23 protein-coding genes are annotated in these 26,435 nt (G+C 72.2%); 4 read left to right on the top strand and 19 right to left on the bottom strand.

Features of this window, described 5'->3' with window-relative positions; translation table 11 throughout:
* Positions 1-12: 12 nt before the first annotated feature.
* The 16 genes from doeA to A4A78_RS16095 all read right to left on the bottom strand — a co-directional run bounded on the left by doeA (position 13) and on the right by A4A78_RS16095 (position 16,734).
* Positions 13-1,218, bottom strand: coding sequence for an ectoine hydrolase (gene doeA, locus A4A78_RS16020; RefSeq protein ID WP_062950962.1), 1,206 nt, complete (start codon positions 1,216-1,218; stop codon positions 13-15).
* The gene (locus A4A78_RS16025) at positions 1,218-2,477 is read right to left on the bottom strand and encodes an aspartate aminotransferase family protein (RefSeq protein WP_062950964.1); all 1,260 of its coding nucleotides are present in this window, start codon (positions 2,475-2,477) and stop codon (positions 1,218-1,220) included. The genes doeA and A4A78_RS16025 overlap by 1 nt, the downstream gene beginning before the upstream one ends.
* A 137-nt stretch (positions 2,478-2,614) precedes the next feature.
* Positions 2,615-3,553, bottom strand: coding sequence for an SDR family oxidoreductase (locus A4A78_RS16030; RefSeq protein WP_062950966.1), 939 nt, complete (start codon positions 3,551-3,553; stop codon positions 2,615-2,617).
* A 105-nt stretch (positions 3,554-3,658) separates the two neighbouring features.
* Positions 3,659-4,558 carry a carbohydrate ABC transporter permease gene (locus A4A78_RS16035; protein WP_062950967.1) on the bottom strand — a complete coding sequence of 300 codons (900 nt, stop codon included), beginning with the start codon at positions 4,556-4,558 and terminating at the stop codon, positions 3,659-3,661.
* Positions 4,555-5,505, bottom strand: a complete 951-nt coding sequence (locus A4A78_RS16040; RefSeq protein WP_062950968.1) for a carbohydrate ABC transporter permease — start codon at positions 5,503-5,505, stop codon at positions 4,555-4,557. The genes A4A78_RS16035 and A4A78_RS16040 overlap by 4 nt, the downstream gene beginning before the upstream one ends.
* A complete protein-coding gene (locus tag A4A78_RS16045; RefSeq protein ID WP_062951308.1) occupies positions 5,502-6,896 on the bottom strand; it encodes an extracellular solute-binding protein in 1,395 nt (464 codons plus the stop codon). The genes A4A78_RS16040 and A4A78_RS16045 overlap by 4 nt, the downstream gene beginning before the upstream one ends.
* A gap of 134 nt (positions 6,897-7,030) precedes the next feature.
* Entirely contained in the window at positions 7,031-7,642 is a 612-nt protein-coding gene (locus tag A4A78_RS16050; RefSeq protein ID WP_010551509.1) for a hypothetical protein, read from the bottom strand.
* Positions 7,639-8,055, bottom strand: coding sequence for an NUDIX domain-containing protein (locus A4A78_RS16055; RefSeq protein ID WP_197466698.1), 417 nt, complete (start codon positions 8,053-8,055; stop codon positions 7,639-7,641). The genes A4A78_RS16050 and A4A78_RS16055 overlap by 4 nt, the downstream gene beginning before the upstream one ends.
* A gap of 136 nt (positions 8,056-8,191) precedes the next feature.
* A complete protein-coding gene (locus tag A4A78_RS16060; RefSeq protein WP_062950970.1) occupies positions 8,192-8,470 on the bottom strand; it encodes a PLDc N-terminal domain-containing protein in 279 nt (92 codons plus the stop codon).
* 25 nt (positions 8,471-8,495) lie between these two features.
* Entirely contained in the window at positions 8,496-9,335 is an 840-nt protein-coding gene (locus A4A78_RS18220) for a TM2 domain-containing protein (RefSeq protein WP_062950975.1), read from the bottom strand.
* A gap of 133 nt (positions 9,336-9,468) precedes the next feature.
* The gene (gene der, locus A4A78_RS16070; protein WP_062950977.1) at positions 9,469-11,688 is read right to left on the bottom strand and encodes a bifunctional cytidylate kinase/GTPase Der; all 2,220 of its coding nucleotides are present in this window, start codon (positions 11,686-11,688) and stop codon (positions 9,469-9,471) included.
* Between the two features lie 20 nt (positions 11,689-11,708).
* Positions 11,709-12,818: a prephenate dehydrogenase gene (locus A4A78_RS16075; protein ID WP_062950984.1), complete on the bottom strand. Its 1,110-nt coding sequence runs from the start codon at positions 12,816-12,818 to the stop codon at positions 11,709-11,711.
* Positions 12,815-13,732, bottom strand: coding sequence for a pseudouridine synthase (locus tag A4A78_RS16080; RefSeq protein WP_062950986.1), 918 nt, complete (start codon positions 13,730-13,732; stop codon positions 12,815-12,817). Before A4A78_RS16080 ends, A4A78_RS16075 begins: the two co-directional genes overlap by 4 nt.
* Positions 13,732-14,604, bottom strand: a complete 873-nt coding sequence (locus A4A78_RS16085) for a ParA family protein (RefSeq protein ID WP_010551502.1) — start codon at positions 14,602-14,604, stop codon at positions 13,732-13,734. The genes A4A78_RS16080 and A4A78_RS16085 overlap by 1 nt, the downstream gene beginning before the upstream one ends.
* Before the next feature lie 173 nt (positions 14,605-14,777).
* Positions 14,778-15,779 carry a site-specific tyrosine recombinase XerD gene (locus A4A78_RS16090; protein ID WP_082835381.1) on the bottom strand — a complete coding sequence of 334 codons (1,002 nt, stop codon included), beginning with the start codon at positions 15,777-15,779 and terminating at the stop codon, positions 14,778-14,780.
* 4 nt (positions 15,780-15,783) lie between these two features.
* Positions 15,784-16,734 (bottom strand): heme o synthase, encoded by a 951-nt coding sequence (locus A4A78_RS16095; RefSeq protein ID WP_062950988.1) that lies wholly within the window; start codon positions 16,732-16,734, stop codon positions 15,784-15,786.
* Positions 16,735-17,018: 284 nt separating this feature from the next.
* Between A4A78_RS16095 and tkt the strand changes: the two genes are divergently transcribed.
* The 4 genes from tkt (at position 17,019) to pgl (ending at position 23,745) form a co-directional block, all read left to right on the top strand.
* Entirely contained in the window at positions 17,019-19,118 is a 2,100-nt protein-coding gene (gene tkt / locus A4A78_RS16100) for a transketolase (protein ID WP_062950990.1), read from the top strand.
* A gap of 171 nt (positions 19,119-19,289) precedes the next feature.
* Positions 19,290-20,402 carry a transaldolase gene (gene tal / locus A4A78_RS16105; protein ID WP_062950992.1) on the top strand — a complete coding sequence of 371 codons (1,113 nt, stop codon included), beginning with the start codon at positions 19,290-19,292 and terminating at the stop codon, positions 20,400-20,402.
* Positions 20,403-20,476: 74 nt separating this feature from the next.
* The gene (gene zwf / locus A4A78_RS16110; protein ID WP_010551497.1) at positions 20,477-22,030 is read left to right on the top strand and encodes a glucose-6-phosphate dehydrogenase; all 1,554 of its coding nucleotides are present in this window, start codon (positions 20,477-20,479) and stop codon (positions 22,028-22,030) included.
* A complete protein-coding gene (gene pgl / locus A4A78_RS16115) occupies positions 22,027-23,745 on the top strand; it encodes a 6-phosphogluconolactonase (RefSeq protein ID WP_062950994.1) in 1,719 nt (572 codons plus the stop codon). Before zwf ends, pgl begins: the two co-directional genes overlap by 4 nt.
* 167 nt (positions 23,746-23,912) lie before the next feature.
* On the opposite strand, the gene secG is transcribed toward pgl, so the two are convergent.
* The 3 genes from secG to pgk form a co-directional block, all read right to left on the bottom strand.
* Entirely contained in the window at positions 23,913-24,155 is a 243-nt protein-coding gene (secG, locus tag A4A78_RS16120) for a preprotein translocase subunit SecG (RefSeq protein ID WP_062951312.1), read from the bottom strand.
* A gap of 170 nt (positions 24,156-24,325) precedes the next feature.
* A complete protein-coding gene (gene tpiA / locus A4A78_RS16125) occupies positions 24,326-25,099 on the bottom strand; it encodes a triose-phosphate isomerase (protein ID WP_062951000.1) in 774 nt (257 codons plus the stop codon).
* Positions 25,096-26,298, bottom strand: a complete 1,203-nt coding sequence (gene pgk / locus A4A78_RS16130; protein ID WP_231881075.1) for a phosphoglycerate kinase — start codon at positions 26,296-26,298, stop codon at positions 25,096-25,098. Before pgk ends, tpiA begins: the two co-directional genes overlap by 4 nt.
* Between the last annotated feature and the right edge of the window lie 137 nt (positions 26,299-26,435).

Consider the following 26,435-nt stretch of genomic DNA (forward strand, 5'->3'; position numbering starts at 1 on the left):
GTGCTGCTCCTCTCAGGGGCGGGGTGTGCCGGCCGCGGCCGGGAAGGATCGGGCGGCGCTCTCGTGGACGGTGAAGTCCTCCGGGAGCGTGAGGAAGGAGGCGCAGCCGTCGGCGGTGATCCGGACGGTGTCGGAGATGCCGACGGTCTTGTCCCCGTCGACGCCCCACATCCAGGGGATGAGGTGGAAGGTCATCCCCTCCTCGAGCGGCCGCTCGTCTCCCTCGAGGAGGGAGAGGATGTACCCCTCGTCCCAGGAGGGAGGGAAGGCGATACCGATGGAGTAGCCGGCGCGGGTGGCGAGGCTCGCGCCGACGTCGTTGCTCTCGATCATCCGACGGGTCAGCCGGTCCACCTCGGAGCCCGTCACCCCGGGTTTCATGAGCGAGCGCAGCTCCGCCAGGGTGTGCTTCATGAGGTCCTGTGCGGAGCGCATCGAGTCCGAGAGCGCGCCGTTGACCACGGTGCGCATCATCGCGGCGTGATAGCGGCGGTAGCAGCCGCCCACCTCGAGGAAGACGTGCTCCCCGGGGCGGATCATGCGCCCCTCCCAGGTGGAGTGGCCGATCATCGAGCGGGGGCCGGAGGCGACATAGGGCATCACCGCCGGGAACTCCCCGCCCGCGCGGAACATCGCCGAGCTGATCGCGGCGGCGACCTCGTTCTCGGTCGCGCCGGACATGGCGGTGTGCAGGCCGGCGGCCATGCCGGCCTCCCCCGCGTAGGCGGCCAGCTGCATCACCTCGATCTCCGCCGGGGACTTGCGGATCCGCCCCTCCTCGACGATCCCGAAGCAGTCCACGAGGCCCTCGCCGAAGGCGTCGTGGAAGCGGTCCTGCTGGTGGGCGGGGAAGTAGTAGCTGTTGCGCTCGTAGCCCACCCGGGAGTCCGCCAGTCGCAGGTCCCGCAGGGTGGAGACCAGCTCGAGGATCGCGTCGCCCGAGTCGGGATAGGCGCGGGAGTGCTCGAGCCAGGTGCGGGAGACGACGTTGGACTCCTCGAGCGCGCGGGTGATCATCACCGGCTCCGCCTCCAGCGGCACGATCAGGGCCTGGAAGAAGGAGTACCCGGAGGTCTGGTGGTCGGTGAGGTACATCAGGTTCTCGGGGTCGCTGATGATCACCGCGTCCAGCTCCCTCGCCGCCATCCGCTCCCGCAGCTCCCGGATCCTGCGCTCGTACTCCTCCGGGGCGAAGGTCATGTCCTCGCGGCGGCGCATCACGCCTCCTCCAGCACGGCGGCGATCGCCGCCTCGAGGATGTCCAGACCCTCGGCGAGGTCGTCCGGCTCGATGATCAGCGGCGGGATCAGCTTGATCACCCGGCCGCCGCTGCCGCAGGGGCCGAACAGCAGGCCGCGGTCGAAGCACTCCCGCTGCAGGCGCGCGTTCAGCGCCCCGTCGCCGGTGTCCAGGGCCTGCATCATGCCGCGTCCGCGCACCTCCCAGCCGCGGTCCGGGTGGGCGTCGGCGATCGCCTGGAGGCGGGCGCGCATCTGCTCGCCCCTCACGAGGACCCCCTCGAGGAAGGCGTCGTCGGTGAAGAAGTCCAGCGCCACCGTCCCGGCGACGAAGGAGAGGCCCTGGCCGCGGAAGGTGCCGGTGTGGGCGCCGGGGCTCCAGTGCCGGTCCACCTCGGGCTTGTTGAGGTTCATCGCGATCGGGGTGCCGAATCCGCCGAGGCCCTTGGCGAGCGTGATGATGTCGGGGTCCAGCCCCATCCCGTCGAAGGAGAAGTAGCTGCCGGTGCGGCCGATCCCTGCCTGGATGTCGTCGATGATCAGCAGCGCCCCGTGCTCGCGGGCGAGGTCCTGGACCTGGTGGAGCCATTCGCGGCGCGCGACGTTCACCCCGCCCTCGGCCTGCACGACCTCGACCAGGAACGCGGCCGGGGGCAGCAGCCCGCTCGAGGGGTCCTTCAGCGCCGCCGCGTAGTCGGAGAGGGCAGTGTCCCCGCCCGGCGCGGTCTCGAAGGGCAGGCGCAGGATGTTCTCCAGCGGCACCCCGGCCCAGCGGCGGAAGGCGTCGTTCGCGGTCGCGGCGAGGGAGCCCAGGGTCATGCCGTGGAAGCCGTGGCTGAAGGCGACGATCTCGCGGCGCCCCGTGGCGGCGCGGGCCAGCTTCATCGCGGCCTCCACGGCGTTCGAGCCCGTCGGCCCCATGAACTGCAGGCGGTGGTCCATGCCGCGGGGCGCGAGGACCACCTCGTGGAAGCGCTCGACGAAGTCGCGCTTGGTGGTGGTGTAGGTGTCGAGAGAGTGCGCGACACCGTCGGCCTCGAGGAACTCGATCAGCGCCTTCTTCATCGCGGGATGGTTGTGGCCGAAGTTCAGCACCCCGGCCCCGGCGAAGAAGTCGATGTAGCTGCGGCCCTCCTCGTCGACCTGGCGCGCGCCGGAGGCGGAGGCGAAGACCGTCGGGTAGTTGCGGCAGTAGCCGCGGATCTCGGATTCGTGGTTCTCGAAGATGGCGGTGTCCATGGGAGACCTCTTCCTGCCCAGGAGGCGATCCGATCTCCGTGCCCGGGCGAGAGCTGAGATCGCCTCTCATGTCCTGTGCGGCCCGGTGTGATGACCCTCACAGGCGGAGAGGCTCCCCGTCAAGCGCGGCGCGCCGCTCAGAACACGGGGCGGCCTCCGGTGACCCCGAGCACGGTGCCGGAGACGTAGCTCGCCTCCTCGGGGCTGGCCAGGAACACGTAGGCGCCTGCGCACTCGGCGGGCTGCCCTGCACGGCCCAGGGGCGTGTTCGCCCCGAAGGCGACGTAGTCGTCCGGCACGCGCGTCGCGACGTTCAGCGGGGTCCAGATCGGCCCGGGGGCGACGGCGTTGACGCGGATGCCGCGGGGGCCGAGATCCGCAGCGAGGTTGACGGTCAGGTTGTTGATCGCGGCCTTGGTCGCGGCGTAGTCCATGAGCGGCACGGAGGGGTCGTAGCTCTGGATCGAGGAGGAGTTGATGACGCTCGCTCCGGGTCGGAGGTGCGGGGCCGCCTCCTGGGTGAGCCAGAACAGCACCTCGAGGTTCGTGGTGAGGGTGCGGTGCAGCCGTTCGGAGGCAATCCCCTCCAGGCCCTTCGGCTCGGCCCGGCCCCACTGGAAGGCCGCGTTGTTCACGAGCACGTCGAGACGGCCGAGCTCCTCGACAGTTCGATGGACGAGGGAGCGCGCATGCTCCTCGTCGCGGAGATCGCCGGGCAGCAGCAGGGCACGGCGTCCGGCATCCTCGATCCACCGCCGGGTCTCCTCTGCGTCCTCCTGCTCCTCGGGGAGGTAGGCGATCGCCACATCGGCGCCCTCGCGGGCATAGGCGATCGCGACGGCCCGGCCGATGCCCGAATCGCCCCCGGTGATCAGGGCGGCCATCCCCTCGAGTCGTGCGTGTCCGACATAGCTGCGCTCGCCGTGATCGGGCACGGGGCTCATCGGTCCCGTCAGTCCGGGCGGCTCCTGGTCCTGCGGGGAGAAGGCCGGCTCGCCGCCGGAGGTCGAGAGCTGCTCGGCGCGCTCAGCCACTCGGGAGCGCACGCGGTCCTGGCGCGGGTCCTGATCGGTCACGGGAGCCTCCTGGGTCGGTGGGACGGATGCGGGAGGTCCACGCTACCGACCACGGGCCCGGGCCGCCGAGGACCGAACGCCCGGTCGGTCCCGGACCGGGCCGTCTCAGCCCTTCACGCCGCCCGCGGCGGCGAAGCCCTGACCGAGGTTCCGGCCCAGGAACAGGTAGAGCACCACCACCGGCAGCGAGTAGAAGATCGAGAACGCGGCGAGCTGGCCGTAGGCGACCTGCCCGTACTGGGAGGAGAAGGTGTACAGCGTCACCGCAGCGGGGAGCTTGTCCGGGCTCAGCAGCAGCATGAAGGGGACGAAGAAGTTCCCCCACATCGAGACGAAGGTGAAGATCGTCGCCACCGACAGGCCCGAGCGCATCAGCGGCAGCACCACCGACCACAGGGTGCGCAGCACCCCCGCCCCCTCGGTCCACGCGGACTCCTCGATCTCCAGCGGCACCCCGTCCATGAACCCCTTGGTGAGGAAGATGGCGTAGGGCAGGGAGCTCGCCCCGAGGAACAGAATCGCCCCGCCCATCGAGTCGATGAGGTTGACCTGCACGAACATCGAGTAGACCGGGATCATGATCGCGGTGATCGGCAGCCCGGTCGAGAAGATGATCGTCAGCAGCAGCGGTCGCTTGGCGCGGAAGCGGTAGCGGGAGAGCGGATAGGCGCACAGCACCGCGGAGACCATGGTGAGGATCGTCGCGCCGCCGCACAGGATCAGCGAGTTCCCCAGCGGCCGGAAGGTCGTCTCCTCGTTCCAGATCGCCGCGTAGTTGTCCAGGCTCCAGCGCTGCGGCCAGGCCACCGACAGCGAGGCCTCGGTGTCGAAGGAGGCCAGCACCACCCACAGCAGCGGCACCAGGAACGCGATGCCGATCGCGGCCATGACGAGGTTGCTGGCGAGCTTCGTGCCGGCGGCGCGGGAGCGTCCCTTCCGGGGTGCGGGACGAGCGGCCGACGCGCCGTCCGCCGGGGCGGTCGTGGTCGTGGGAGCGGCGGTCATCGCTTGTCCTCCTCGGGCAGCAGGCGCAGGTAGGCGATCGAGGCCAGCGCCCCGATCAGCAGGAGCAGCAGGGCGACGGCGGTGCCGTAGCCGAGCTGTCCGTAGGAGAACGCCTGCTCGTACATGTACAGCGGCAGGGTTTGGCTCTGCCGGGCGGGGCCGCCGCCGGTCATGATGAAGATCAGTCCGAAGACGGACAGGGTCTGCAGGGTGGTCAGCATCAGGTTCGTCGCGATGGCGGGCCGCAGCAGCGGCACGGTCACCGAGACGAAGCGGCGCACGGGCCCGGCGCCGTCCAGCGCCGCGGACTCGTACACGTCCCCGGGCACGGAGCTCAGCGCCGCGGAGTAGACCAGCATCGAGAACGCCGCGCCGCGCCAGATGTTGGCGAAGGAGACCGCGATGATCGGGGCGCTGAACAGCAGGTCCTGCCCGGGCAGCCCGATCGCGGTGAGCATGGCGTTCAGGCTGCCGGCGTCGGCGAAGAAGGTGTAGAGCAGGTATCCGGCGACCACCTCGGGAAGGATCCACGCGGCGATCACGATCGAGGTGACCGCGAAGGTGACCACGCGGTGCGAGCGCTCCATCAGCAGGGCCAGGCCCATGCCGAGCAGGTTCTGGCCGAGCACCGCGGAGACCAGCGTGAACACCAGCGTGAGGACGACCGAGTTCCAGAAGTCCCCGTCGGCGAAGGCGTCGGTGAAGTTCTGGACGCCGACGAAGCTCGTGTCGGAGGCGCCGTCGCCGCGGATCGCGGAGTCGGTGAAGGCGAGGTAGAGGGAGTACAGGATCGGGCCGAGCATGAAGCCGAGCAGCAGCAGCGCGGCCGGGAGCATCGGAACGGCGCGCATCGGCGAGAGCCCGTCCCCGAGCCGGGTGCGTCGGCCCCCGCGGCGCGGGGCGCCGGCCCCTGCGGCGGGGCGGGTCGTGGTGTCGGTCGCGGTCATCCCTGGGCCTCCTGCACGTTCTCAGGGCCGACGATGTCGCGCACCGTCGCGTCGTAGGCGGCGGCCGCCGCCTCGGGATCGCTCCCGGTGAGCACGGCCTCCATCGCCTCCTGGAGCGCGGAGGAGACCTCCGGATAGGCGGGCAGCGCCGGCCGGTAGTAAGCGGTGTCCAGCAGGTTCGTGAAGTACTCGACCGCCGGGGAGTAGCTGAGGTACTCCTCGACCTCGGCGACGTCGTTGCGGACGGTGATGTGGTTGTCCGCGATCGCGTAGTCCACGAGGGTCTCGGTGGAGACCAGCGTCTCGAGGAAGCGGAAGGCCGTCTCGCGGTCGGTGACGTGCTGCGGGATGGACAGGCCCCAGCCGCCGGCGAGGGTGACGGTGCCGGTGCCGCCGCCGTCCTGGGTGGGCATGTTCGCGAGCCCCACCACCTCGGGCCATTCGGGCCAGGGCCGGCCGGCGGTCTCGGTCCAGTTCTGCGAGATCCAGGAGCCGTCGATCAGCATGCCGAGCTTCGCGTCGGGCAGCAGGGAGGTGTAGATCTGCTCGGAGATGTTGGGGTCCAGCAGCTGGCCGAGGGAGGCGGTCAGCTCCTCGTCCACGACGGTCTTGAGGAAGGCGAGGGAGTCGATGAACCCCTGCGAGCCCAGCACCCACTTCTTCGTGTCCTCGTCGTACAGGCCGGTGCCGTCGCCCGTGCCGTACAGCAGCATCTCGAAGCCCTGCATCGAGGCCTTCTCGCCCTGCGGGGTGCCGGCGAACATGAAGAACGGGATCGCCTCGGAGCCTGAGTCCTTGATCGCGCGGGCCGCCTCGAGGATGTCCTCCCAGGAGGTGGGCTGCCAGTCGGTGGGCAGGCCCGCCTGCTCGAACACCTCGCGGTGGAACCAGATCGCACGGGTGTCGGTGGTGATCGGCACCCCGTAGACCTCCCCGTCCTCGCCGGTGACGGCGAGCTTGGACGCCTCGGCGATGTCGTCCCAGTGGTCCCAGCCCTCGACCAGGTCGGTCATGGGCTGGAGGTATCCGGCCCCGACGTCGGACAGGAGGATGAAGGAGTCCTCGTAGACGAGGTCCGGGCTGGTCCTCGGGGAGCTCATCAGCAGCTCGTTCTTGGTGAAGTAGTCGTTCTCCGAGGCGACGATCGGCACCAGGTCGATGACCAGCTCCGGGTTCTGCGCGGAGAACGTCTCCGCGGCGCGCTCGATCCACTCCTGCTTGATCGTGTTGGAGCCGAACTGCTGGAAGGCGATGCGCAGGGTGCCCGCGTCACGCCCTCCTCCGGAGCAGCCGGCCAGCGAGGCCAGCGGCAGCAGGGCGGCGGCACCCGCGGTGAAGCGCAGGAAGGACCGGCGGTCGGTGCCTGTCCGTGGGGAAGGGGTCGGGGCCACGAAGACCTCCTCGTCGACGTCTCTCAGGCCCTGAGAGTAGCGGGTGAGACCCGTCACGCCGGGAAGACGGTGCGCCCCGGCGCGTCGCAGGTCCTGCGCCGTCCTCCCCTGTCCCGTCCTCCTCGGCGGTGCCCTCAGCCGCGGGCGCGGCCGACGCCCTGCGCGCGCTCCGCGTCGGCGTAGCGCATCCCGGCCGGGACCTGTGCGAGCTCGAACCAGGACGCGGCGCGCGGGAGGAGGCGCACGTCCTGCCAGGGGATCTCGAAGTCGGGCGCCTGCCAGAGGGTCAGCGCGATCTCGGCGCGGCGTCCGGCGGCGACCAGCAGCAGCCGTCGCAGGCGGGAGAGCGGATGGGGGTCGGCGCGGGCCGCCTCGGGGATCGCGACCGCTCCGCCGAGGTCGAGCGGCCACACCGTCTCGCCCCAGTGCAGCTCCGCCCGCTCGGGGGTGCCGGCGATGACGGCCGGCGGGCGCAGGTCCGCGGCGGCGACCGGGACGGGCGCGAGGGGCTCGCCCCGCCGCAGCACCTCGTGCTGCACCCAGGCGCCGGGCAGCAGGAGCTTCTCGCCCACGTGGACGTCGACCAGCAGCGCCTCGGCGAAGGGGCGCAGCGCCTCGCTGAGCCGTCCCGCGCGGGCGAGGTCCCGGCGCGGTGCGGCGATCACCCGCACCACGGCGTGGTCTCCCGGCCGGTCGGTCAGCGGAATACGCACCCGCGTGCCGGGGAGGGGGTTGCCCGTGCTCATCGGCGGAACCTCGCCTCGGCCCGGTCCTCGAGGGCGAGGGCGAGCTGCTCGCGGAAGCGGTCGTTCATCGGCGGCAGGTCCTCGACGGGGCACCAGCGCGCCTCGGTGTTCTCCCCGTCGGCCGGGAAGGGCCGCTGGGAGTCGTCGGCCTCGCACAGGAAGCAGATGTCGAGGTACTGGGCGCGGTCCCCGTTGGGGTAGGTGATCTCCGGCAGGGCGCGCATGTCCAGCAGCCGCAGGGCGGTGCACGCGACGCCCGCCTCCTCGGCGACCTCGCGCTCGGCGGCGCTGGCGGGCTCCTCCCCCGGGTCGACGATCCCGGTGACCGGGGTCCAACGGCCGTCGTCGGCGCGGCGCACCACGAGCAGGTGGCTGCGTGCGGGGTTCAGGACGACGGCAGTGACGCCCGGCATCCACAGCAGCTCGTTGCCGATCCTCTCGCGCAGCGAGAGGACGAAGTCCGGGGTGGCGATGATGCTCCTCCTGGAAGGGGTCGGCGGGGTGCGGCCGCGGCGCGGCGGACGACGGCGGCGGGGACGGTTCCCGGGTTCAGCCGGTGCTCGCGGCGATCCCGAAGATCCCCAGGATCGCGATGCCGAACACGAAGTAGGCGAGGATCCCGAGGATCACGAGCCCCACGATCACGCAGAGGACGATCCAGCCCACCTTGTTCATGGTGCGCGCGGAGCGGGGGTCGGACTCCATCTGCACCAGGGCGATGATCCCGAAGATCGTGGGGATCCACCCTCCGCACAGGAAGCCGAGCACGATCAGCAGGATCGCGCTGGTCTGGATCGAGCCGCGATCGGGAGCGGGTGGGAGCGTCATGGGCGTCCTTCCGGGACGGGTGGGATCAGTCCCTCAGCGGGCGGCCATGGGCGTCCCGCTCGAAGGAGGGGGACTTGGCGAGGACCATGATGCCCTCGACGAGACCCCAGATGGTCGTGATCGGGGACAGCGTGAAGCAGCTGAGCACGGTGACCAGGACCTGCACCAGGCCGATGGCGGTGTACCCCATGAGGAAGCGGTGCACGCCGAAGGCGCCGAAGAAGATTCCCAGGACCCCGACGAGCACGCGGCTCTGCGCCTCGCCCTGCACGGGCGCCGCACCCGGCTGGGCGGCGTGGGCGGCGCCCTGCGCGCCGTCCTGGGGAGAGCCCTGGCCGTACGGGGAGGCCTGGCCGTACGGGGAGGCCTGGCCGTACGGGGAGGCCTGGCCGTACGGGGAGGCCTGGCCGTAGGGGTCGGAGCCGGGCGCCTGGCCGTAGGGATCGGCGGCGGATCCCGTCGCGGGCGACCAGCGGTCTTCGCCGGAGGCGTCGGCGTGGGGATCGGAGCCCGACGCCCCGGAGGCGGGGCCGTAGGGCGACGGCTGGCCGTAGGGCGAGGCCTGGCCGTAGGGCGAGGCGTCGCCGGAGCCGCCCTGCTGGCCGTACGGATCCTGCTGGCCGTAGGCCTCCTGCGCGTCGGCCTGCCCGAACGGGTCCTGCCCCGCGGGGGCGGCGAACGGGTCCTGCGCGCCCTGTCCCGGCGCGGGCTGTCCCCCCGCTGGCTGCGCCCACGGGTCCTGGCCGCCGCTCGGCGCGGCGTAGGGGTCCTGGCCTGCGCCGGGCCCCTGCTTCCCGGAGGGGTCCTGCGGGGCGAAGGGGTCGTGCTGCGGGGTCCAGGAGCCGTCGTCACCGGTGTTGCTCATGGGCGCCACGATACGTGGCGCCGCCGGTGCCCTGCATCCCGGCGCGCTGGGTCCCCGGGACACCCGGCGTCGGGCGCTCGGACGCCGACGCCCCGCCCCCGCTGCAGCGGGAACGGGGCGTCGACGGAGCCGCTCAGCGGCGGCGTTTCTCGCGGATCCGCACGCCGATCACGATCGGGGAGCCGGTGAACTCGAAGTCCTCCCGCAGCCGTCGCTCGATGAAGCGGCGGTAGCCGTGCTCGAGGAAGCCGCTGGCGAAGACGACGAACCGCGGCGGACGGGTGCGGGCCTGCGTCGCGAAGAGGATCCGGGACTGCTTCCCTCCGCGAAGCGGATGGGGGTGCGCGGCGACGAGCTGCCCCAGGAAGGCGTTGAGCCGGCCCGTCGGGATGCGACGGTCCCAGGACTCGAGCGCCTTCTCGAGCGCCGGCACGAGCTTCTCGGAGTGGCGGCCGGTGGCCGCGGAGATGTTCACGCGCGGCGCCCAGGCGACATGGCCGAGGTCCCGCTCGATCTCCCGCTCCAGCGCCTTGTGCCGCTCCTCGTCCAGCAGGTCCCACTTGTTGAAGGCGAGCACGAGCGCGCGCCCGGACTCCAGGACCATGTCGATGATCTTGAGGTCCTGGGTGGAGATCGGCTCGTTGGCCTCCAGCAGCACGACGGCGACCTCGGCGCGGTCCAGCGCCGCGTGCGTGCGCAGCGAGGCGTAGTAGTCCGCGCCCTGGGACTGCGCGATGCGACGACGGATCCCAGCGGTGTCCACGAAGGTCCACTCCTTGCCGCCGAGGACGATCTTCTCGTCCACGGGGTCGCGGGTGGTGCCGGCGAGGTCGTCGACGACGACGCGCTGCTCCTTCGCGAGCCGGTTCAGCAGCGAGGACTTCCCGACATTGGGGCGGCCGACGAGGGCGACGCGCCGCGGGCCGTGGTCGACCGGCGCTCCCCGACCCTCCTCCGGCATGGCGGCGACGACCGCGTCCAGCAGGTCGCCGGAGCCGCGGCCGTGCAGGGCGGAGACCGGGTACGGCTCGCCGAGGCCGAGGTTCCACAGCGCCGCGGCCTCGAGCTCGCCGCGCTGGTCGTCGACCTTGTTGGCGACCAGCACCAGCGGCACCCGCGCCTTGCGCAGCACCTTCAGCAGCTGCTCGTCGGTGGTGGTGATGCCGACGTTCGCATCGACGACGAACATGACCACGTCCGCGAGGGAGACGGCGACCTCGGCCTGCTCCGCGACGCGATAGGCGATGCCCTGGACCCGGTCCTCCCAGCCGCCGGTGTCCACGAGCCAGAAGTCCTTGCCGGACCACTCCGCCTCGTAGAAGACGCGGTCGCGGGTCACGCCGGGACGGTCCTCGACGACGGCCTCGCGGCGGCCGAGGATGCGGTTGACCAGCGTGGACTTGCCGACGTTGGGGCGGCCGACCACGGCGACGACGGGCAGGTTCCGGCGCGCCTCGGGCTGCAGCTGCGCCTCCTCGCCGCCGCCGAGCAGGGCGAGGTCCTCCTCGTCGAGCTCGTAGTCGGACAGGCCCGCGCGCAGCGCCGCCTCGATGTCCTCGTCGCTCGGGCCGTCGGCCCCTGCCCCGACGACCACGGGCGCGGCGGGGGCGGGCTCGGCCGGTCCGTGCTCGGCGGTCTCGTCGGCGACCTCCGCGGCGGCGACCAGCATCAGCACCTTCTCGACGACGTCCTCGATGCCGAGGCCGGTGGTGTCGATCTGCTCGACGCCCTCGGCGGCGGTGAGGAACTCGGAGACGGAGGAGTCGTCGCGGTCTCGGCGCAGCACCTGGTCGGCCATGCGCTCGCGCGTCTCCTCGGTGTCCTCGAGGCCGAGCTCCGCGGCGCGGCGACGCATCCGCTCCTCGTCCGAGGCGGTCAGCAGCACCCGCACCCGGGCGTCGGGGGCGACGACGGTGGTGGTGTCCCGGCCCTCGGCGACGCAGAAGCCGCGCTCGGCGGCGGTGGAGAAGAGCACCTCGCGCTGGCGGCGCTGGAGGATCGGGCGCACCAGGGTGTTCGTCGCGACGGCCGAGACTCGCTGGGAGATGCGCTGCTCGCGGATCGCGGCGGTGATGTCGGTGCCGGCGACGACCACGGTGGCCCCGGCCGGGTCGGTGCCGAGGTCGAGGTCGATCTCCTCGGCGATGCGGGCGACGGCCTCGCGGTCGGCGAGGTCGACGCCGTCCTCGAGGCAGGCCCAGGCGATCGCCCGGTACATCGCGCCGGTGTCGAGGAAGCCTCCGTCCAGCGCCTCGGCGACGAGGCGGGAGACGGTCGACTTCCCGGAGCCGGCCGGGCCGTCGATCGCGATGGTGATGCCCTCGGCGGGGTCGTGCGGCGCGCTGGTGTGCATTCCAGAAGGATACGGGGCGCTCAGGCCCCTGCGACCCTCCAGCCGCGCACCGTGAGCTCCCGCGTGAGCAGGTCCTCACGGGCGGCGTCGATCGCGACGTGGGCGAGGCCGACCTCGCGCCCCAGCTCGTGCTCGAGGCGGAGGTCCTCGAGGTTCACGCCGATCTGCCCGATCTCGGTGAGCAGACGAGCGAGCTCGCCGGGCCTGTCCGGCACCAGCACCACGAGGGTCGTGAAGGCGTCGGTCGCCCCGCCGTGCTTGCCCGGGATGCGGCGCACGCCGCGGTTGCCCTCGGCGATCAGGTCGGCCAGGGCGCGTCGGGACCCGGTGCCGGGGTCGGGGTCGCCCTCGAGGGTCGCGAGCGCCCCGCGCACCGCCTCCAGGCGGTCCGCGACGGAGGAGAGCACCTCGCCGACGGCGCCGGCGTTCGCGCCGAGGATCTCGACCCAGAGCCGCGGATCGGAGTCCGCGATCCGGGTCGTGTCCCGCAGCCCCTGCCCGGCCAGGCCCAGCGCCTGCTCGGAGGGCTCCAGCAGGGTCGTGGCCAGCAGGCTCGAGATGACCTGCGGGACATGGGAGACGTGCGCGACGGCGGTGTCGTGCGCCGCGGCGTCCAGCACGATCGGCACGGAGCCGATCTCCGTCGCGAGGCCCTTCAGCACGCTGACCGCGTCGGGGAGCGTCTCCTCGTGGGGGACGACGACGAAGGGGCGGCCCTGGAACAGATCGGCGCGGGCGGCGATCACGCCGGAGACCTCGCGGCCCGCCATGGGGTGGGCGCCGACGTAGCGGGACAGGTCCTCGGGCCGGGCGAGGCGGCGCAGGCCCTCGAGCACGGTGGTCTTCACGCTCGCGACATCGGCGACCAGTGCGTCCGGCCAGCGGCGCAGCGCCCCTTCGACGAGGGACGCCGCGACGTCGGGCGGTGCGGCGACGAGGACGAGCTCCGGGTGGCGGTCCCCGGCGGCGGGCAGCTCCCCCACGCCGAGCTCGACCGCGAGGGCGGCGGTGCCCGGGGAGACGTCCTCGACCTGCACCTGCACCCCGGCACGGCGCAGCGCCATGCCGAGAGAGCCGCCGATCAGCCCGGTGCCGATGATCCGCACGGGCGAGGGGACGAGGGTCCTCACAGCCCGACCTCCGCCATCAGGGTGCCGAGCTCGCGATCGGTGAGCTCGCGGGTCTCGCCCGGGGCGAGCTCGCCGAGCAGCACGGGACCGATCCGGGTGCGGACCAGGGCGGTGAGCTCGAAGCCCTGCGAGGCGAACATGCGGCGCACGATCCGGTTGCGCCCCTCGTGCAGGGTCACCTCGACCACGGCCTCGCGGCCGTCCTGGGCGAGGACCCGGGCGCGGTCGGCGCGGGCCGGGCCGTCCTCGAGCTCGACACCCTCCCGCAGCGCCTTCACGAGCCCGCGCGGCGGGCCGCCCGGCGCGTCGAAGCGGCACACGTAGGTCTTGTCGACCTCGAAGCTGGGGTGGGTCAGACGGTGGGCGAGCTCGCCGTCGTTGGTCAGCAGCAGCAGACCCTCGGTCTCGTAGTCCAGGCGTCCCACGTGGTAGAGCCGCTGCGAGTAGACAGCGGTGAACTCGGTGAGGTCGCGGCGCCCCTCGGGATCGCTCATCGCGGAGACGACGCGGCGGGGCTTGTTCAGCACGACGGTGAGCTTCGCGTCGTCGAGCTGGAGCCGACGCCCGTCGACGTGGATCACCTGGGTCGCGGGATCGATGCGCACGCCCTGCTCGTGGACCACGGCGCCGTCCACGCGGACCCGCCCGGAGGAGATCAGCGCCTCGCAGGCGCGACGGGAGCCGAAGCCGGCGCGGGCGAGGACCTTCTGCAGCCGCTCGCCGTCCTCGCGGTGGACCTCGGCCTCCTCGCCGTCCGCCGCGGGCAGGCGCGTGCCCTCGTCGTCACGCAGCCGGACCTGCTTGGGCGGGGTGAAGGCGCTGCGCCGTCGGGCCGGCCTCCCCGCACCGCCGCGATCGGTGCCGCCGCGTCCCGCTCCCCCGCCGCTGCCCCGGCGCGGCCCCTGTCCGGCCATCAGGCCGCGGCGCCGCGCGAGATCAGCTCGCGTGCGAGCTGCCGGTAGGCGGCGGCGCCCTTGTTCGAGGTGGCGAAGGAGATGATCGGCTCCGCGGCGACGGAGGCGTCGGGGAACTTCACGGTGCGGTTGATGGTGGTGTGGAAGACCTTGTCGGGGAACGCCTCGACCACGCGCTGGCACACCTCGCGGGCGTGCAGCGTGCGCGGGTCGAACATCGTGATCAGGATGCCGTCGAGCTCGAGGCGGGGGTTGATGCGGTCCTGCACCTTCTCGATAGTCTCCACCAGCAGCGCCACGCCGCGCAGCGCGAAGTACTCGGCCTCCAGCGGGATGATCACGCCGTGGCTCGCGGCGAGGGCGTTGACGGTGAGCAGGCCCAGCGAGGGCTGGCAGTCGATGATGATCACGTCGTAGTCGTCGGCCACGGGGCGCAGCACGCGGGCCAGCGCCATCTCGCGGGCGACCTCGTTGACCAGGGTGACCTCGGCGGCGGAGAGGTCGATGTTCGCCGGGAGCACGTCGAGGTCCTCGGTGTCGGTCTCCTGGATCACCGTGCGCACGTCGTGGCCCCGCTCCATGAGCAGGTTGTAGACCGTCACGTCGAGGTCGTAGGGGTTCACGCCCAGGCCGGCGCTCAGCGCACCCTGGGGGTCGAGGTCGACGAGCAGCACCTTGCGGCCGAGCTCCGCGAGGGCCGCGCCGAGGTTGATGACGCTCGTGGTCTTCCCGACCCCGCCCTTCTGGTTGACCATCGAGATGATCCGGGCCGGCCCGTGGGAGTCGAGCGCGGCCGGCTCCGGGAGCTCCGGCATCGGCCGGCCGGTCGGGCCGAGATCGATGTCCAGCTGCTGGGGGGAGGTCGGGCTCACGTCGTTGTCCTGTCGTCGGCGTCGTGGTCTGGTGCGTGCACGCCGCGGGGCGAGCGGGCTCCGGAGGTGCTCCGGTCCCAGCCCGGGGAGGGACGGCTGCGCGTCGGTCCCCGCGTCACCCGCGGCGAGCCCCCGGCGGCCGGGGCCGGTCGGGGGCGTCGTGCCGCCCAAGTCTAAGCCCCCCGCCGGGCGCGGGGGTGGGCGCCGGCGTGCGTCTCGCGGAGGGAGTCGACCGTCACCTGCGTGTAGAGCTGGGTCGTGGTGACGGAGGCGTGGCCCAGCAGCTCCTGCACGGAGCGCACGTCGGCCCCGCCGTGCAGCAGGTGGGTCGCGTAGGAGTGGCGCAGGGTGTGCGGGCTGATCGGCTCGGGCAGATCCTCCAGCTCCGCGTCACGGGCGCAGCGCTGCACCACCTGCCACGCGGCCTGGCGGGTCAGACGGGTGCCGCGGGCGCCGAGGAAGATCGCCGGGATGCCGCGGCCGCGCGCGGCGAGGGCCGGGCGGCCCCGCCTGAGATATGCCCCGAGCGCCTCGGCGGCGAAGCGGCCGACGGGCACCACCCGTTGCTTGTCCCCCTTGCCGCGCAGCACGGCGGAGCGCCCCGCCAGGTCCACGTCGTCGAGGTCGAGGCCCGTCACCTCGGAGATCCGTGCGCCGATGCCGTAGAGCAGCTCGAGCAGGGCGCGGTCGCGCAGGGCGCGCTCGGTCGCGTCGCGCCCGGTGCCGGGGCGTCCGGCGGCCTCGAGCAGCGCCTCGACCTGATCGAGGGTCAGCGGATGCGGGAGTCGTCGCGGCAGGGTCGGGGTCGGGACCAGGCGGGAGGGGTCCCCGGTGGTGGAGACCCGCTCGGCGTCAAGGAAGGAGTGCAGCCCGCGCACCGCGGCGAGCGAGCGGGCGGCGGAGGCGGCGGAGAGCGCGGTGCCGCCGTCGGCCCCGGTGCGCAGGGACTGCAGCCACTCCCCCAGCTGCTCGGGATCCACCGCGGCGGGGTCGACCTCGCGGCGCGCGAGGTCGGCGAGATAGCGGCGCAGATCACGCCGATAAGCCGCCAGGGTGTTCTCGGACAGGCCCCGCTCGATGCGCAGGTGGCCGAGGTACTGCTCGAGGATCCGCCGGTCACCCGGGCGCAGGGGGTCCTCCTCGCCCGTCGGGCGCGGGGCCTCCCCGGAGCTCATGGGGTCAGAAGGTGACGAAGGGGTCGATCGCGAGGGCGACGAAGAGCACCGTGAGGTAGGTGATCGAGCCGTGGAAGACCTTCATCGGGCCGAGGGCCCGGCCGGAGAGCCCCTGGCGGACCCGCATCGCGTAGCGGACCACGAGGAAGCCGAACCAGGCGCCGGAGGCGACGGCGGCGACGCCGTACACCCAGCCGGTCTCGCCCAGCGGGATGATCGCGAGGCTCGAAGCGATCATCAGCGCGGTGTGCAGCAGCATCTGGCGCGCGACGTTCGAGCGCGAGGACACCACCGGCAGCATCGGCACGCCCGCCTTGGCGTAGTCGTCCTGGAACTTCTCGGCCAGCGGCCAGTAGTGCGGCGGCGTCCAGAAGAAGATCACCAGGAACAGCAGCACCGCGGTCCAGGACACGGTGCCCGTGACCGCCGACCAGCCGATCAGCACCGGCATGCAGCCGGCGATGCCGCCCCAGACGATGTTCTGGCTGGTGCGGCGCTTGAGGATCATCGTGTAGAAGACGACGTACAGCAGGATCGCGCCGACCGCCAGCGCGGCGGAGACCCAGTTCACCAGCACGCCCAGCCACAGCGCGGAGACCGCGGAGATGGTCAGGCCGAAGATCAGCGCGGCGCGCGGGGTGACGGCGCCGGAGGGGATCGGACGCTTCCGGGTGCGCTTCATCTTCGCGTCGATGTCGCGCTCGAGGTACATGTTCAGCGCGTTCGCGCCGCCCGCGGCGAGATAGCCGCCGACCATGGTCGCGATGATCAGCCACAGCGAGGGGAACCCGCCGGCGGCGAGGAACATCGTGGGGATCGTCGTGATGAGCAGCAGCTCGATGATCCGCGGCTTGGTCAGCGCGACGTAGGCGCGGAGGGTGGAGCCGACGGTCCGCGGACCGCGCCCGCCGTCCTGGCCTGCGCCCCGCAGCTGAGCTCCCTGGGTGGCGGTCACCGCCCACCGTCCTTCCTCCTGGTCACGGCACGCGGCCGACGAACCACCCCAGTCTAGGCGCTCGTCCGCGACGGCGGGGCGAGGCGCGAGGTGAGAGTGGGCACCGTCCGCCACGGCAACAGCCTGGACGCGCATGACCTCCCCGCACCGCCCGGACTAAGGTGGACCCCGTTGCCTCCCGTGCGGAACGCGCACGTCGCAGCCGGTCATCCGGCGTCGTGCGGAGAGGCCCGTCTTTCCGAGCGGCCGTCCAGGCCGCATCCCGGCGAAAGGATGCCCACGACATGACGGAGAACTTCACGGCCCCCGAGGGCTGGACCGAGCTCGACAAGCGGGCGGTCGACACCGTCCGCGTGCTGGCCGCCGACGCGGTCGAGAAGGTCGGCAACGGCCACCCCGGCACCGCCGTCAGCCTCGCCCCGGCCGCGTACCTGCTCTACCAGGACGTGATGCGCCACGATCCGACCGACCACGCGTGGCTCGGCCGCGACCGCTTCGTGCTCTCGGCGGGCCACTCGAGCCTGACCCAGTACATCCAGCTCTTCCTCGGCGGCTTCGGCCTCGAGAAGAAGGACATCGAGGAGCTGCGCACCTGGGGCTCGAAGACCCCCGGCCACCCCGAGAACTTCCACACCGAGGGCGTGGAGATCACCACCGGTCCCCTGGGCCAGGGCATCTCCTCCGCCGTCGGCATGGCCATGGCCCAGCGCCGCGAGCGCGGCCTGCTGGATCCCGAGGCGGCGCCCGGTACCAGCCCCTTCGACCACTTCACCTACGTCATCGCCTCCGACGGCGACCTGCAGGAGGGCGTCTCCTCCGAGGCCAGCTCCCTCGCGGGCACCCAGCAGCTCGGCAACCTGATCGTGCTCTGGGACGACAACGAGATCTCCATCGAGGGCGACACCTCCATCGCCTTCACCGAGGACACCGCCGCGCGCTACGAGGCCTACGGCTGGGACGTGCGCACCGTGGACTGGACCCACGGGGGGACGGCGTACCGCGAGGACGTCGCGGCGCTGAAGGACGCGATCCTCGAGGGCCAGAAGGTCACCGACAAGCCCACCTTCATCCGCCTGCGCACCGTCATCGGCTGGCCGATCCCGGAGCTGGCCGGCTCGCACTCCGTGCACGGCGCGAAGCTCGGCGCCGAGGGCGTCAAGGGCCTCAAGGAGGCCGTCGGCTTCGACCCCGAGCAGACCTTCCAGGTCGACGAGGACGTGCTGGCCCACACCCGCGGCCTCGCCGAGCGCGCCGCCGCGAAGAAGGCCGAGTGGGACAAGGGCTACCAGGCCTGGCGCTCCGCGAACGCGGAGAAGGCCGCGCTGCTGGACCGCCTCGTCGCGCGCGAGCTGCCGGGCGGCTTCGCCGACGCGTTCCCGACCTTCGAGGCCGACGAGAAGGGCGTCGCCACCCGCGCCGCCTCCGGCAAGGTCCTCGGCGAGCTCGCCGCGGTCATGCCCGAGCTGTGGGGCGGTTCCGCCGACCTCGCCGGCTCGAACAACACCACCATGAAGGGCGAGCCGTCCTTCCTCCCCGCCGAGCTCAGCTCCTCCGAGTTCGCGGGCGACCAGTACGGCCGCACGCTCCACTTCGGCATCCGCGAGCACGGCATGGGCGCGATTCTCTCCGGGATCTCCCTGCACGGACTGACCCGCCCCTACGGCGGCACCTTCTTCCAGTTCGCGGACTACATGCGCGGCTCCGTGCGCCTCGCCTCGCTGATGAAGACCCCGGTCACCTACGTGTGGACCCACGACTCCATCGGCCTGGGCGAGGATGGCCCGACCCACCAGCCGGTCGAGCACTTCGCGGCCTACCGCGCGATCCCGAACCTCTCGATCGTCCGCCCGGCGGACGCGAACGAGACCGCGCAGGCGTGGAAGGTGCTGCTGGAGCGGGACAACGGCCCCGTCGGCCTGCTCCTGTCCCGTCAGGCGCTGCCCACCTTCGACCGCAGCGAGTACGCCGGCGCGGAGAACGTCGCCAGGGGCGGCTACGTGATGAAGGACGCCTCCACCGGCGAGCCGAAGGTGATCCTCATCGCGACCGGCTCCGAGGTGCAGTACGCGGCCGAGGCGCAGAAGCGCCTCGAGGCCGAGGGCACCCCCACCCGCCTGGTCTCCATGCCGTCGGTCGAGTGGTTCGACGAGCAGGACGACGAGTACAAGGAGTCGGTGCTCCCCTCCTCCGTGACCGCTCGCGTCACGGTCGAGGCCGGCATCGCCATGCCCTGGTACCGCTTCCTCGGCGCGCACGGCCGGGCCGTGTCGCTCGAGCACTACGGCGCCTCCGCCGATGCGAAGACGCTGTTCCGCGAGTACGGCTTCACCCCCGAGGCCGTCGTCGAGGCCGCCCAGGATTCCCTGGCCGCCGCCGGCGCCTGATCCGACGCGGGGGCGGGACCCCAGGGTCCCGCCCCCGCGTCTCTCTCCCCTGCCACCCCTGGGACCTGCGATGTTCCGTCGGACACCTCCTGGAATCCGCGCCCGCCGGTCCCCGTTGCACCCGATGACACCAGCGTCGACCCAGGGCGCGCCGCGCCCGGAAGGAACGTCATGACCCAGAACCCCTCCACCCAGGCCCTCTCCGACGCCGGAGTCTCCATCTGGCTCGACGACCTCTCGCGCAAGCGCCTGCAGACGGGCAACCTCGCAGAGCTGCTCGCCACCCGCAACGTCGTGGGCGTGACCACGAACCCCTCGATCTTCCAGGCCGCGATCTCCGGCTCGGACGAGTACGACGCCGACATCGCCCGCCTCGCCGGCGAGGGCAAGGACGTCGACCAGGTCATCGAGGTGCTCACCACCGACGACGTCCGGAACGCCGCGGACCTGCTCGCCGACGCCTACGCCTCCTCCAAGGGCTTCGACGGCCGCGTCAGCATCGAGGTCGATCCCCGCCTCGCGCACGAGACCGAGAAGACCATCGCGCAGGCCGAGCACCTCTTCGAGGTCGTCGGCCGCGAGAACGTGATGATCAAGATCCCCGCGACCGAGGCGGGCCTGCCCGCGATCACCGCCGTGATCGGCGCCGGCATCAGCGTCAACGTCACCCTGATCTTCTCCGTCGAGCGCTACGAGGCCGTCATCGACGCCTACCTCGCCGGCCTCGAGAAGGCCGCGGAGGCCGGCCAGGACCTCTCGAAGATCCACTCGGTCGCCTCCTTCTTCGTCTCCCGCGTGGACACCGAGATCGACGCGCGCCTGGACGCCCTGGGCGGCGACGCCGTCTCCCTCAAGGGCCAGGCCGGCGTCGCCAACGCCCAGGCCGCCTTCGGCGTGTACCTCACCGCCTTCGGCTCCGAGCGCTTCACGGCCCTCGCCGACAAGGGCGCGAACGTGCAGCGCGCCCTGTGGGCGTCGACCGGCGTGAAGAACCCCGACTACTCCGACACCCTCTACGTGGACAACCTGGTCGCCGACCCGACCGTGAACACGATGCCGGAGAAGACCCTCGAGGCCGCCGCCGACCACTCCGAGCCAAAGGCCGCGCTGTCCGCCGAGACCGCCGCAGCCGGCGAGGCCGCGCTGGAGCGTGTGGCCGAGGCCGGGGTCGACCTCGCCGACGTGTTCGCGGTGCTCGAGCGCGAGGGCGTGGAGAAGTTCGAGAAGGCCTGGAACGAGCTGCTCGAGACCGTCTCGGCGTCCGTCGAGGCCGCCCGCGCCTGACCCCACCCGGTGAGCACGGGTCCGCCGCGGTGCGAACCCGTGCTCCCGCCGTCCGTGTCCGAGAAAGGACCATCGTGACCGACTCCCCCGCCCCCTCCGCAGCAGCCGGTGCGCCGAACCCGCTGCGCGATCCCCGTGACCGACGGCTGCCTCTGATCGCCGGGCCCAGCTCCATGGTGATGTTCGGCGTCACCGGCGACCTCGCCCGCAAGAAGCTGCTGCCGGCGATCTACGACCTCACCCACCGCGGTCTCCTCCCGCCGAGCTTCGGCCTGGTCGGCTACGGCCGCCGCGAGTGGTCCGACGACGACTTCGCCGAGTACGTGAAGAAGTCCGTCTCCGAGCACTCCCGCACCGGCTTCGACGAGAGCGTCTTCGAGCAGCTGCGCGGCGGCCTCCGCTTCGTCACCGGCACCTTCGACGACAAGGCGGCCTTCGAGCGGCTCACCGAGGTCGTCGGCGAGCTGGACCGCACGCGCGGCACCGGCGGCAACCACGCCTTCTACCTCTCGATCCCGCCGGACGCCTTCCCGCAGGTGTGCGGGCAGCTGGCCGAGTCGGGCCTGAACACCCCGCAGGACGGCTCCTGGCGCCGCGTGGTCATCGAGAAGCCCTTCGGCCACGACCTCGCCTCCGCCCGCGAGCTCAACGACGTGGTGGAGAAGGCGTTCCGTCCCGAGGACGTCTTCCGCATCGACCACTACCTGGGCAAGGAGACGGTCCAGAACATCCTCGCGCTGCGCTTCGCGAACCAGATGTTCGAGCCGATCTGGAACTCCGGCTACGTCGACCACGTGCAGATCACGATGGCCGAGGACATCGGCATCGGCTCGCGCGCCGGCTACTACGACGGCATCGGCACCGCCCGCGATGTCATCCAGAACCACCTCCTCCAGCTCCTCGCGCTCACCGCGATGGAGGAGCCGGTCACCTTCCGCGCCAGCGATCTGCGCGCCGAGAAGGAGAAGGTCCTCGCCGCCGTCGAGTTGCCGGAGGACCTCGCCGCGCACACCGCGCGCGGCCAGTACGTCGGCGGCTGGCAGGGCGGCGAGGAGGTGCGCCCCTATCTCGAGGAGGACGGCATCCCCGCCGACTCCACCACCGAGACCTTCGCGGCGATGCGCCTGGACATCGCGACCCGCCGCTGGGCCGGGGTGCCCTTCTACCTGCGCGCCGGCAAGCGCCTGGGACGCCGCGTCACCGAGATCGCGGTCGTGTTCAAGCGTGCGCCCTTCCTGCCCTTCCACTCCACGGACACCGCGGACCTGGGCCAGAACGCGATCGTGATCCGCGTCCAGCCGGACGAGGGCGTGACCATGCGCTTCGGCTCGAAGGTCCCCGGCACCCAGATGGAGGTGCGGGACGTGACGATGGACTTCGCCTACGGCATGAACTTCACCGAGGAGTCCCCGGAGGCGTACGAGCGGCTGATCCTGGACATGCTGCTCGGCGACCCGCCGCTGTTCCCGCGGCAGAAGGAGGTCGAGCTCTCCTGGAAGATCCTCGACCCCATCACCGAGTTCTGGGCCGAGAACCTCGACCCCGCGCCGTACCGGCCGGGCTCCTGGGGCCCCGACACCGCACACGACATGCTCGCCCGTGACGGGCGCACCTGGAGGCGACCGTGATCACCACCCTGACCGACACCACCGCGTCGACGGTCGACAAGACCATGACCGAGATGCGCGAGACCTTCGGCGAGAACACCATCGGCCGGGTCCTCACGCTCATCATCATCGCCACCGGCGACATCGAGGAGCCGCTCGAGGCGGCGATCGCCGCGAGCCACGAGCACCCCGCCCGGGTGCTCGTGGTCGACGCCGATCCCGAGGCGGAGACCTCCGGGCTCGACGCCGAGATCCGCGTGGGACGTGACGCCGGCGCCGGTGAGATCGTGATCCTCCACGCCCGCGGCGACGTGCTGTGGTCGTTGGACACGCTGGTGATGGCGCTGCTGCTGCCGGATGCGCCGATCGTGACCTGGTGGCCGGAGAACGCTCCGTCCTCCCCCGTCCACGACGTGCTCGGCTCCATGTCGCAGCGCCGCATCACCGACTCCGCCGCCTGCGCGGACCCGCTGGGGACGCTGAAGCGTCTGCGCCGCGGCTACGCCAGCGGCGACTCGGACTTCGCCTGGGCGCGGCTGACCCGCTGGCGCGGTCTGGTCGCGAGCGCCTACGAGGTGCCGCCGGTCTCCGTGCCCAGCTCCGTCGAGGTCCTCGGCACCGAGGGCAACCCCTCGGTGCTGCTGATGGCGAGCTGGCTGCAGCACACCCTCGGCGTCGAGGCGTCGATCCTCCCGCCGCCCTCGGACGATCCCGACTTCGCCGGGGTGCACGGCGTGCGTCTGGTGCGCGAGGACGGCACGATCGAGCTCACCCGCGTCAGCGACGACTCGATCGTCATGAAGCTGCCGGGCGACGACTCCGGCCAGCACGTGACGATGCCTCGCCGCACGCTCGCGGAGCTCGTCACCGAGGAGCTGCGCCGCCTGGACCCCGACGAGGTCTACGGCGAGGTGCTCGGCGCCGCCTTCTCCGGCATCTCCGACACAGCGACCTTCGCGAGCGGCAAGCCCGCCCCGCAGGAGGTCGTGGTCGCCGATGCGGAGGCGGTCGCGCAGGCCGCCGCCACGGCCACCGCGGAGCAGCTCGCCGCCGCGCTCGAGAAGCGCCCCGTCGCGCACCTGGTGCTCACCGGCGGCACCGTCGGCACCCTCACCGCCGCGGCCCTGCCCGCCGCGCTGGTGGAGGCCGGCGTGGACGTCGCCCGCCTGCACCTGTGGTGGGGCGACGAGCGCTTCGTCGAGCCGGACTCCGAGGAGCGCAACGAGGTGGGCGTGCGCGCCTCGCTGCTGGACGTGCTGCGTGAGGAGCACGGACTCCCTGCCCGCAACGTCCACGTCATGCCATCGCCCGCCGACGGCATGTCCCTCGAGGACGCCGCCGCCTGGTACGGGCAGCAGCTGGACCAGACGGGCGGCGACGAGCCCTTCCGCACCCGCGGGCAGGCGTTCTTCGACGTGCTGCTGCTCGGGGTGGGCCCCGACGGCCACATCGCCTCGCTGTTCCCGCAGCACCCCGCCCAGGAGAAGGTGCTCGGCAGCACCGTCGCGGTGACCGGCTCCCCGAAGCCGCCCTCGCAGCGGATCTCGCTGACCTGGCCGGTGCTGAACTCAGCCCGCCACGTGGCGCTGCTCGTGGCCGGTGCGGAGAAGGCCGACGCGGTGCGCGCCGCGCACGACGGCGTGGACCCGTGGGAGGTGCCCGCCTCGGCGGTGCGCGGCCTCGAGTCCACCACCTGGGTGCTCGACGAGGCGGCCGCCGGGCGCAGCGCCCGCTGAGCCCCGGCTCCTCCGGGAGCACGCAGGACGTCCGAAGGGCCGGTCACCGCGAGGTGGCCGGCCCTTCGGCCTGTCAGGGCCCCGAGATCCGGGGATGCAGAACGGGCCGTCCCCGAGGGGACGGCCCGTTCGCGGAGCAGAGGTGCGGCGGTCGCCGCAGGAGGGTGTCAGAGCATCGTCTCGATGATGCCGAGGCCGACGGCGCTCGCACCCCAGAGGACGGCGACCGTCACCGTGAGGCGGTTCAGGTTCCGCTCGGCGACTCCCGAGGCGCTCGCGGAGGAGGAGACGCCGCCGCCGAACATGTCCGACAGGCCACCGCCGCGTCCCTTGTGCAGGAGCACCAGCATGATCGTCAGCAGCCCGAACACCGCCAGCAAGATCTGGAGGACGAGCTTCAGCAGGGACAGGTCCACGAGGGGGTCACCCTTCCACGGAGACGGACGGACCGATCCAGCATACGGCACGGGCCGGGTCCGACGAGGACCCGGCCCGCGTGGGGAGGCTTACTCCGCTGTAATCAGATCAGACTCAACTCTCTCGGCTGATCTCCTACCGCTCGTTCCTCGCAGTACGTCGATCAGCCCTGGAAACCGGCGATCTTGGCGAACTCCTCGGCCTTCAGCGAGGCGCCGCCGACGAGGGCGCCGTCGACGTCGGCGCGCTGCATGAGCTCGCCCACGTTCGAGGACTTCACGCTGCCGCCGTACAGGACGCGGATCGCGTCGGCGACCGTGTCGCCGTGCATCGCGCGCAGCGCCTCGCGGATCGCGGAGCACACCTCCTGCGCGTCGTCCGGGGTCGCGACCTCGCCGGTGCCGATGGCCCACACGGGCTCGTAGGCGATGACGATCTTCGCGGCCTGCTCGGCGGTGATGCCCTCGATGCCGCCCTCGAGCTGCGCGAGGGTGTACTCGACGTGCTTGCCGGCCTTGCGCTCCTCGAGCGGCTCGCCGACGCAGAGGATCGGCACGAGGCCCGCGGCGAAGGCGGCCTTCACCTTGGCGTTCGTGACCTCCTCGGTCTCGCCGTGGTATTGGCGGCGCTCGGAGTGGCCGACCGCGGCGTAGGTGCAGCCCAGGGCCGAGAGCATCGCGCCGGAGACCTCGCCGGTGTACGCGCCGGACTCGTGCGCGGAGATGTCCTGGGAGCCGTAGGCGATCGGGAGCTTGCCGGCGTCGACCGCGACCTGCACGGTGCGCAGGTCCACGAACGGGGGCAGCACGACGGTCTCGACCTTGGTGGCGTCGACCTCCTTGAGCTGCTCGCCGAGCTCCTCGACCAGGGCGAGGCCCTGCTTCCAGTCGAGGTTCATCTTCCAGTTGCCCGCCATGAGCGGGGTGCGGGTGGTCACTTCTGGTCCTCCTCGAGGATGGAGATTCCGGGCAGGTCCTTGCCCTCGATGAGCTCGAGGCTGGCACCGCCGCCGGTGGAGATGTGGGAGAAGAGCGTCTCGTCGAAGCCCAGGATGCGCACCGCCGCGGCGGAGTCGCCGCCGCCGACCACGGTGTAGCCGGAGGCCGCGCCGAGCTTCTCGGCGACGGCCTTCGTGCCCTCGGCGAAGGCCGGGAACTCGAACACGCCCATCGGGCCGTTCCAGAACACGGTCGCCGCATCGGCGATCTTCTCGCCGAAGAGCTTCGCGGTCTCGGGGCCGATGTCCATGCCCTCCTGGTCCGCGGGGATCCCGTCGACGCCCACCACGGTGGCGGGCGCGTCGGCGGAGAACTCCGGCGCTACGACGGTGTCGACGGGGAGCACGAGCTCGACGCCGTTCGCCTTCGCGCGCTCCATGTACTCGCGCACCACGTCGATCTTCGACTCGTCCAGCAGCGACAGGCCGACCTCGTGGCCGAGCGCCTTCTGGAAGGTGTACGCCATGCCGCCGCCGATGAGGATGCGGTCTGCCCTGCCCAGCAGCGCGTCGATCACGCCGAGCTTGTCGGCGATCTTCGCACCGCCGAGGACGACGACGAAGGGACGCTCGGGCTCGTCGGTGACCTTGCGCAGCGAGTCGACCTCGCGCAGCACCAGCTCGCCCGCGGCGGCGGGGAGCAGGGTGGCGAGCTCGTACACGGAGGCCTGCTTGCGGTGGACGACGCCGAAGCCGTCGGAGACGAAGGCGTCGCCGAGGGCGGCGAGCTCGCGGGCGAAGGCGAGCCGCTCCTCGTCGGTCTTCGTGGTCTCGCCCGCGTTGAAGCGCAGGTTCTCGAGCACGGCGACCTGGCCGTCGCCGAGCGCGGCGACGGTCTCCTGCGCGGAGGAGCCGACGGTGTCGGTCGCGAAGGCGACCTCCTGGCCGAGCAGCTCGCCGAGGCGACCCACGACGGGACGGAGGGAGTACTTCTCCTCGGGCTCGCCCTTGGGGCGGCCGAGGTGGGAGATCACCGCGACCCGGGCACCGGCCTCGACGAGCCGGGTGAGGGTGGGCAGCGCGGCGCGGATGCGGCCGTCGTCGGTGATCGTGGTGCCGTCCAGCGGCACGTTGAGATCGGCGCGGACGAGCACGCGCTTGCCGCGCAGCTCTCCGAGCGAATCGATGGTCTTCAGCACTGTGGTGCTCCTTCAGGTGTTCGACCGCGGGACGCCGGAGCGGCCCGTCGGGACGGGGGACGAGCGGAGCCCGCCGGACACCGACCCCTCGGGGTGGCGACCGGCGGGCTCCGGGGCTGTCCTGGTCGTCAGCGGGA

It is taken from the genome of Brachybacterium sp. sponge, assembly GCF_001613775.1.
GTDB lineage: Bacteria > Actinomycetota > Actinomycetes > Actinomycetales > Dermabacteraceae > Brachybacterium > Brachybacterium conglomeratum.

Excerpts from the sequence above, each read along its gene's own strand:
- doeA (WP_062950962.1), bottom strand. The coding sequence starts at position 1,218 with ATGCGCCGCCGCGAGGACATGACCTTCGCCCCGGAGGAGTACGAGCGC.
- A4A78_RS16055 (WP_197466698.1), bottom strand. The coding sequence starts at position 8,055 with ATGCCGGGCGTCACTGCCGTCGTCCTGAACCCCGCACGCAGCCACCTG.
- A4A78_RS16035 (WP_062950967.1), bottom strand. The coding sequence starts at position 4,558 with ATGACCGCCGCTCCCACGACCACGACCGCCCCGGCGGACGGCGCGTCG.
- tkt (WP_062950990.1), top strand. The coding sequence starts at position 17,019 with ATGACGGAGAACTTCACGGCCCCCGAGGGCTGGACCGAGCTCGACAAG.
- A4A78_RS16060 (WP_062950970.1), bottom strand. The coding sequence starts at position 8,470 with ATGACGCTCCCACCCGCTCCCGATCGCGGCTCGATCCAGACCAGCGCG.
- A4A78_RS16050 (WP_010551509.1), bottom strand. The coding sequence starts at position 7,642 with ATGAGCACGGGCAACCCCCTCCCCGGCACGCGGGTGCGTATTCCGCTG.
- A4A78_RS16025 (WP_062950964.1), bottom strand. The coding sequence starts at position 2,477 with ATGGACACCGCCATCTTCGAGAACCACGAATCCGAGATCCGCGGCTAC.
- der (WP_062950977.1), bottom strand. The coding sequence starts at position 11,688 with ATGCACACCAGCGCGCCGCACGACCCCGCCGAGGGCATCACCATCGCG.
- A4A78_RS18220 (WP_062950975.1), bottom strand. The coding sequence starts at position 9,335 with ATGAGCAACACCGGTGACGACGGCTCCTGGACCCCGCAGCACGACCCC.
- A4A78_RS16040 (WP_062950968.1), bottom strand. The coding sequence starts at position 5,505 with ATGACCGCGACCGACACCACGACCCGCCCCGCCGCAGGGGCCGGCGCC.
- A4A78_RS16090 (WP_082835381.1), bottom strand. The coding sequence starts at position 15,779 with ATGAGCTCCGGGGAGGCCCCGCGCCCGACGGGCGAGGAGGACCCCCTG.
- A4A78_RS16080 (WP_062950986.1), bottom strand. The coding sequence starts at position 13,732 with ATGGCCGGACAGGGGCCGCGCCGGGGCAGCGGCGGGGGAGCGGGACGC.
- tal (WP_062950992.1), top strand. The coding sequence starts at position 19,290 with ATGACCCAGAACCCCTCCACCCAGGCCCTCTCCGACGCCGGAGTCTCC.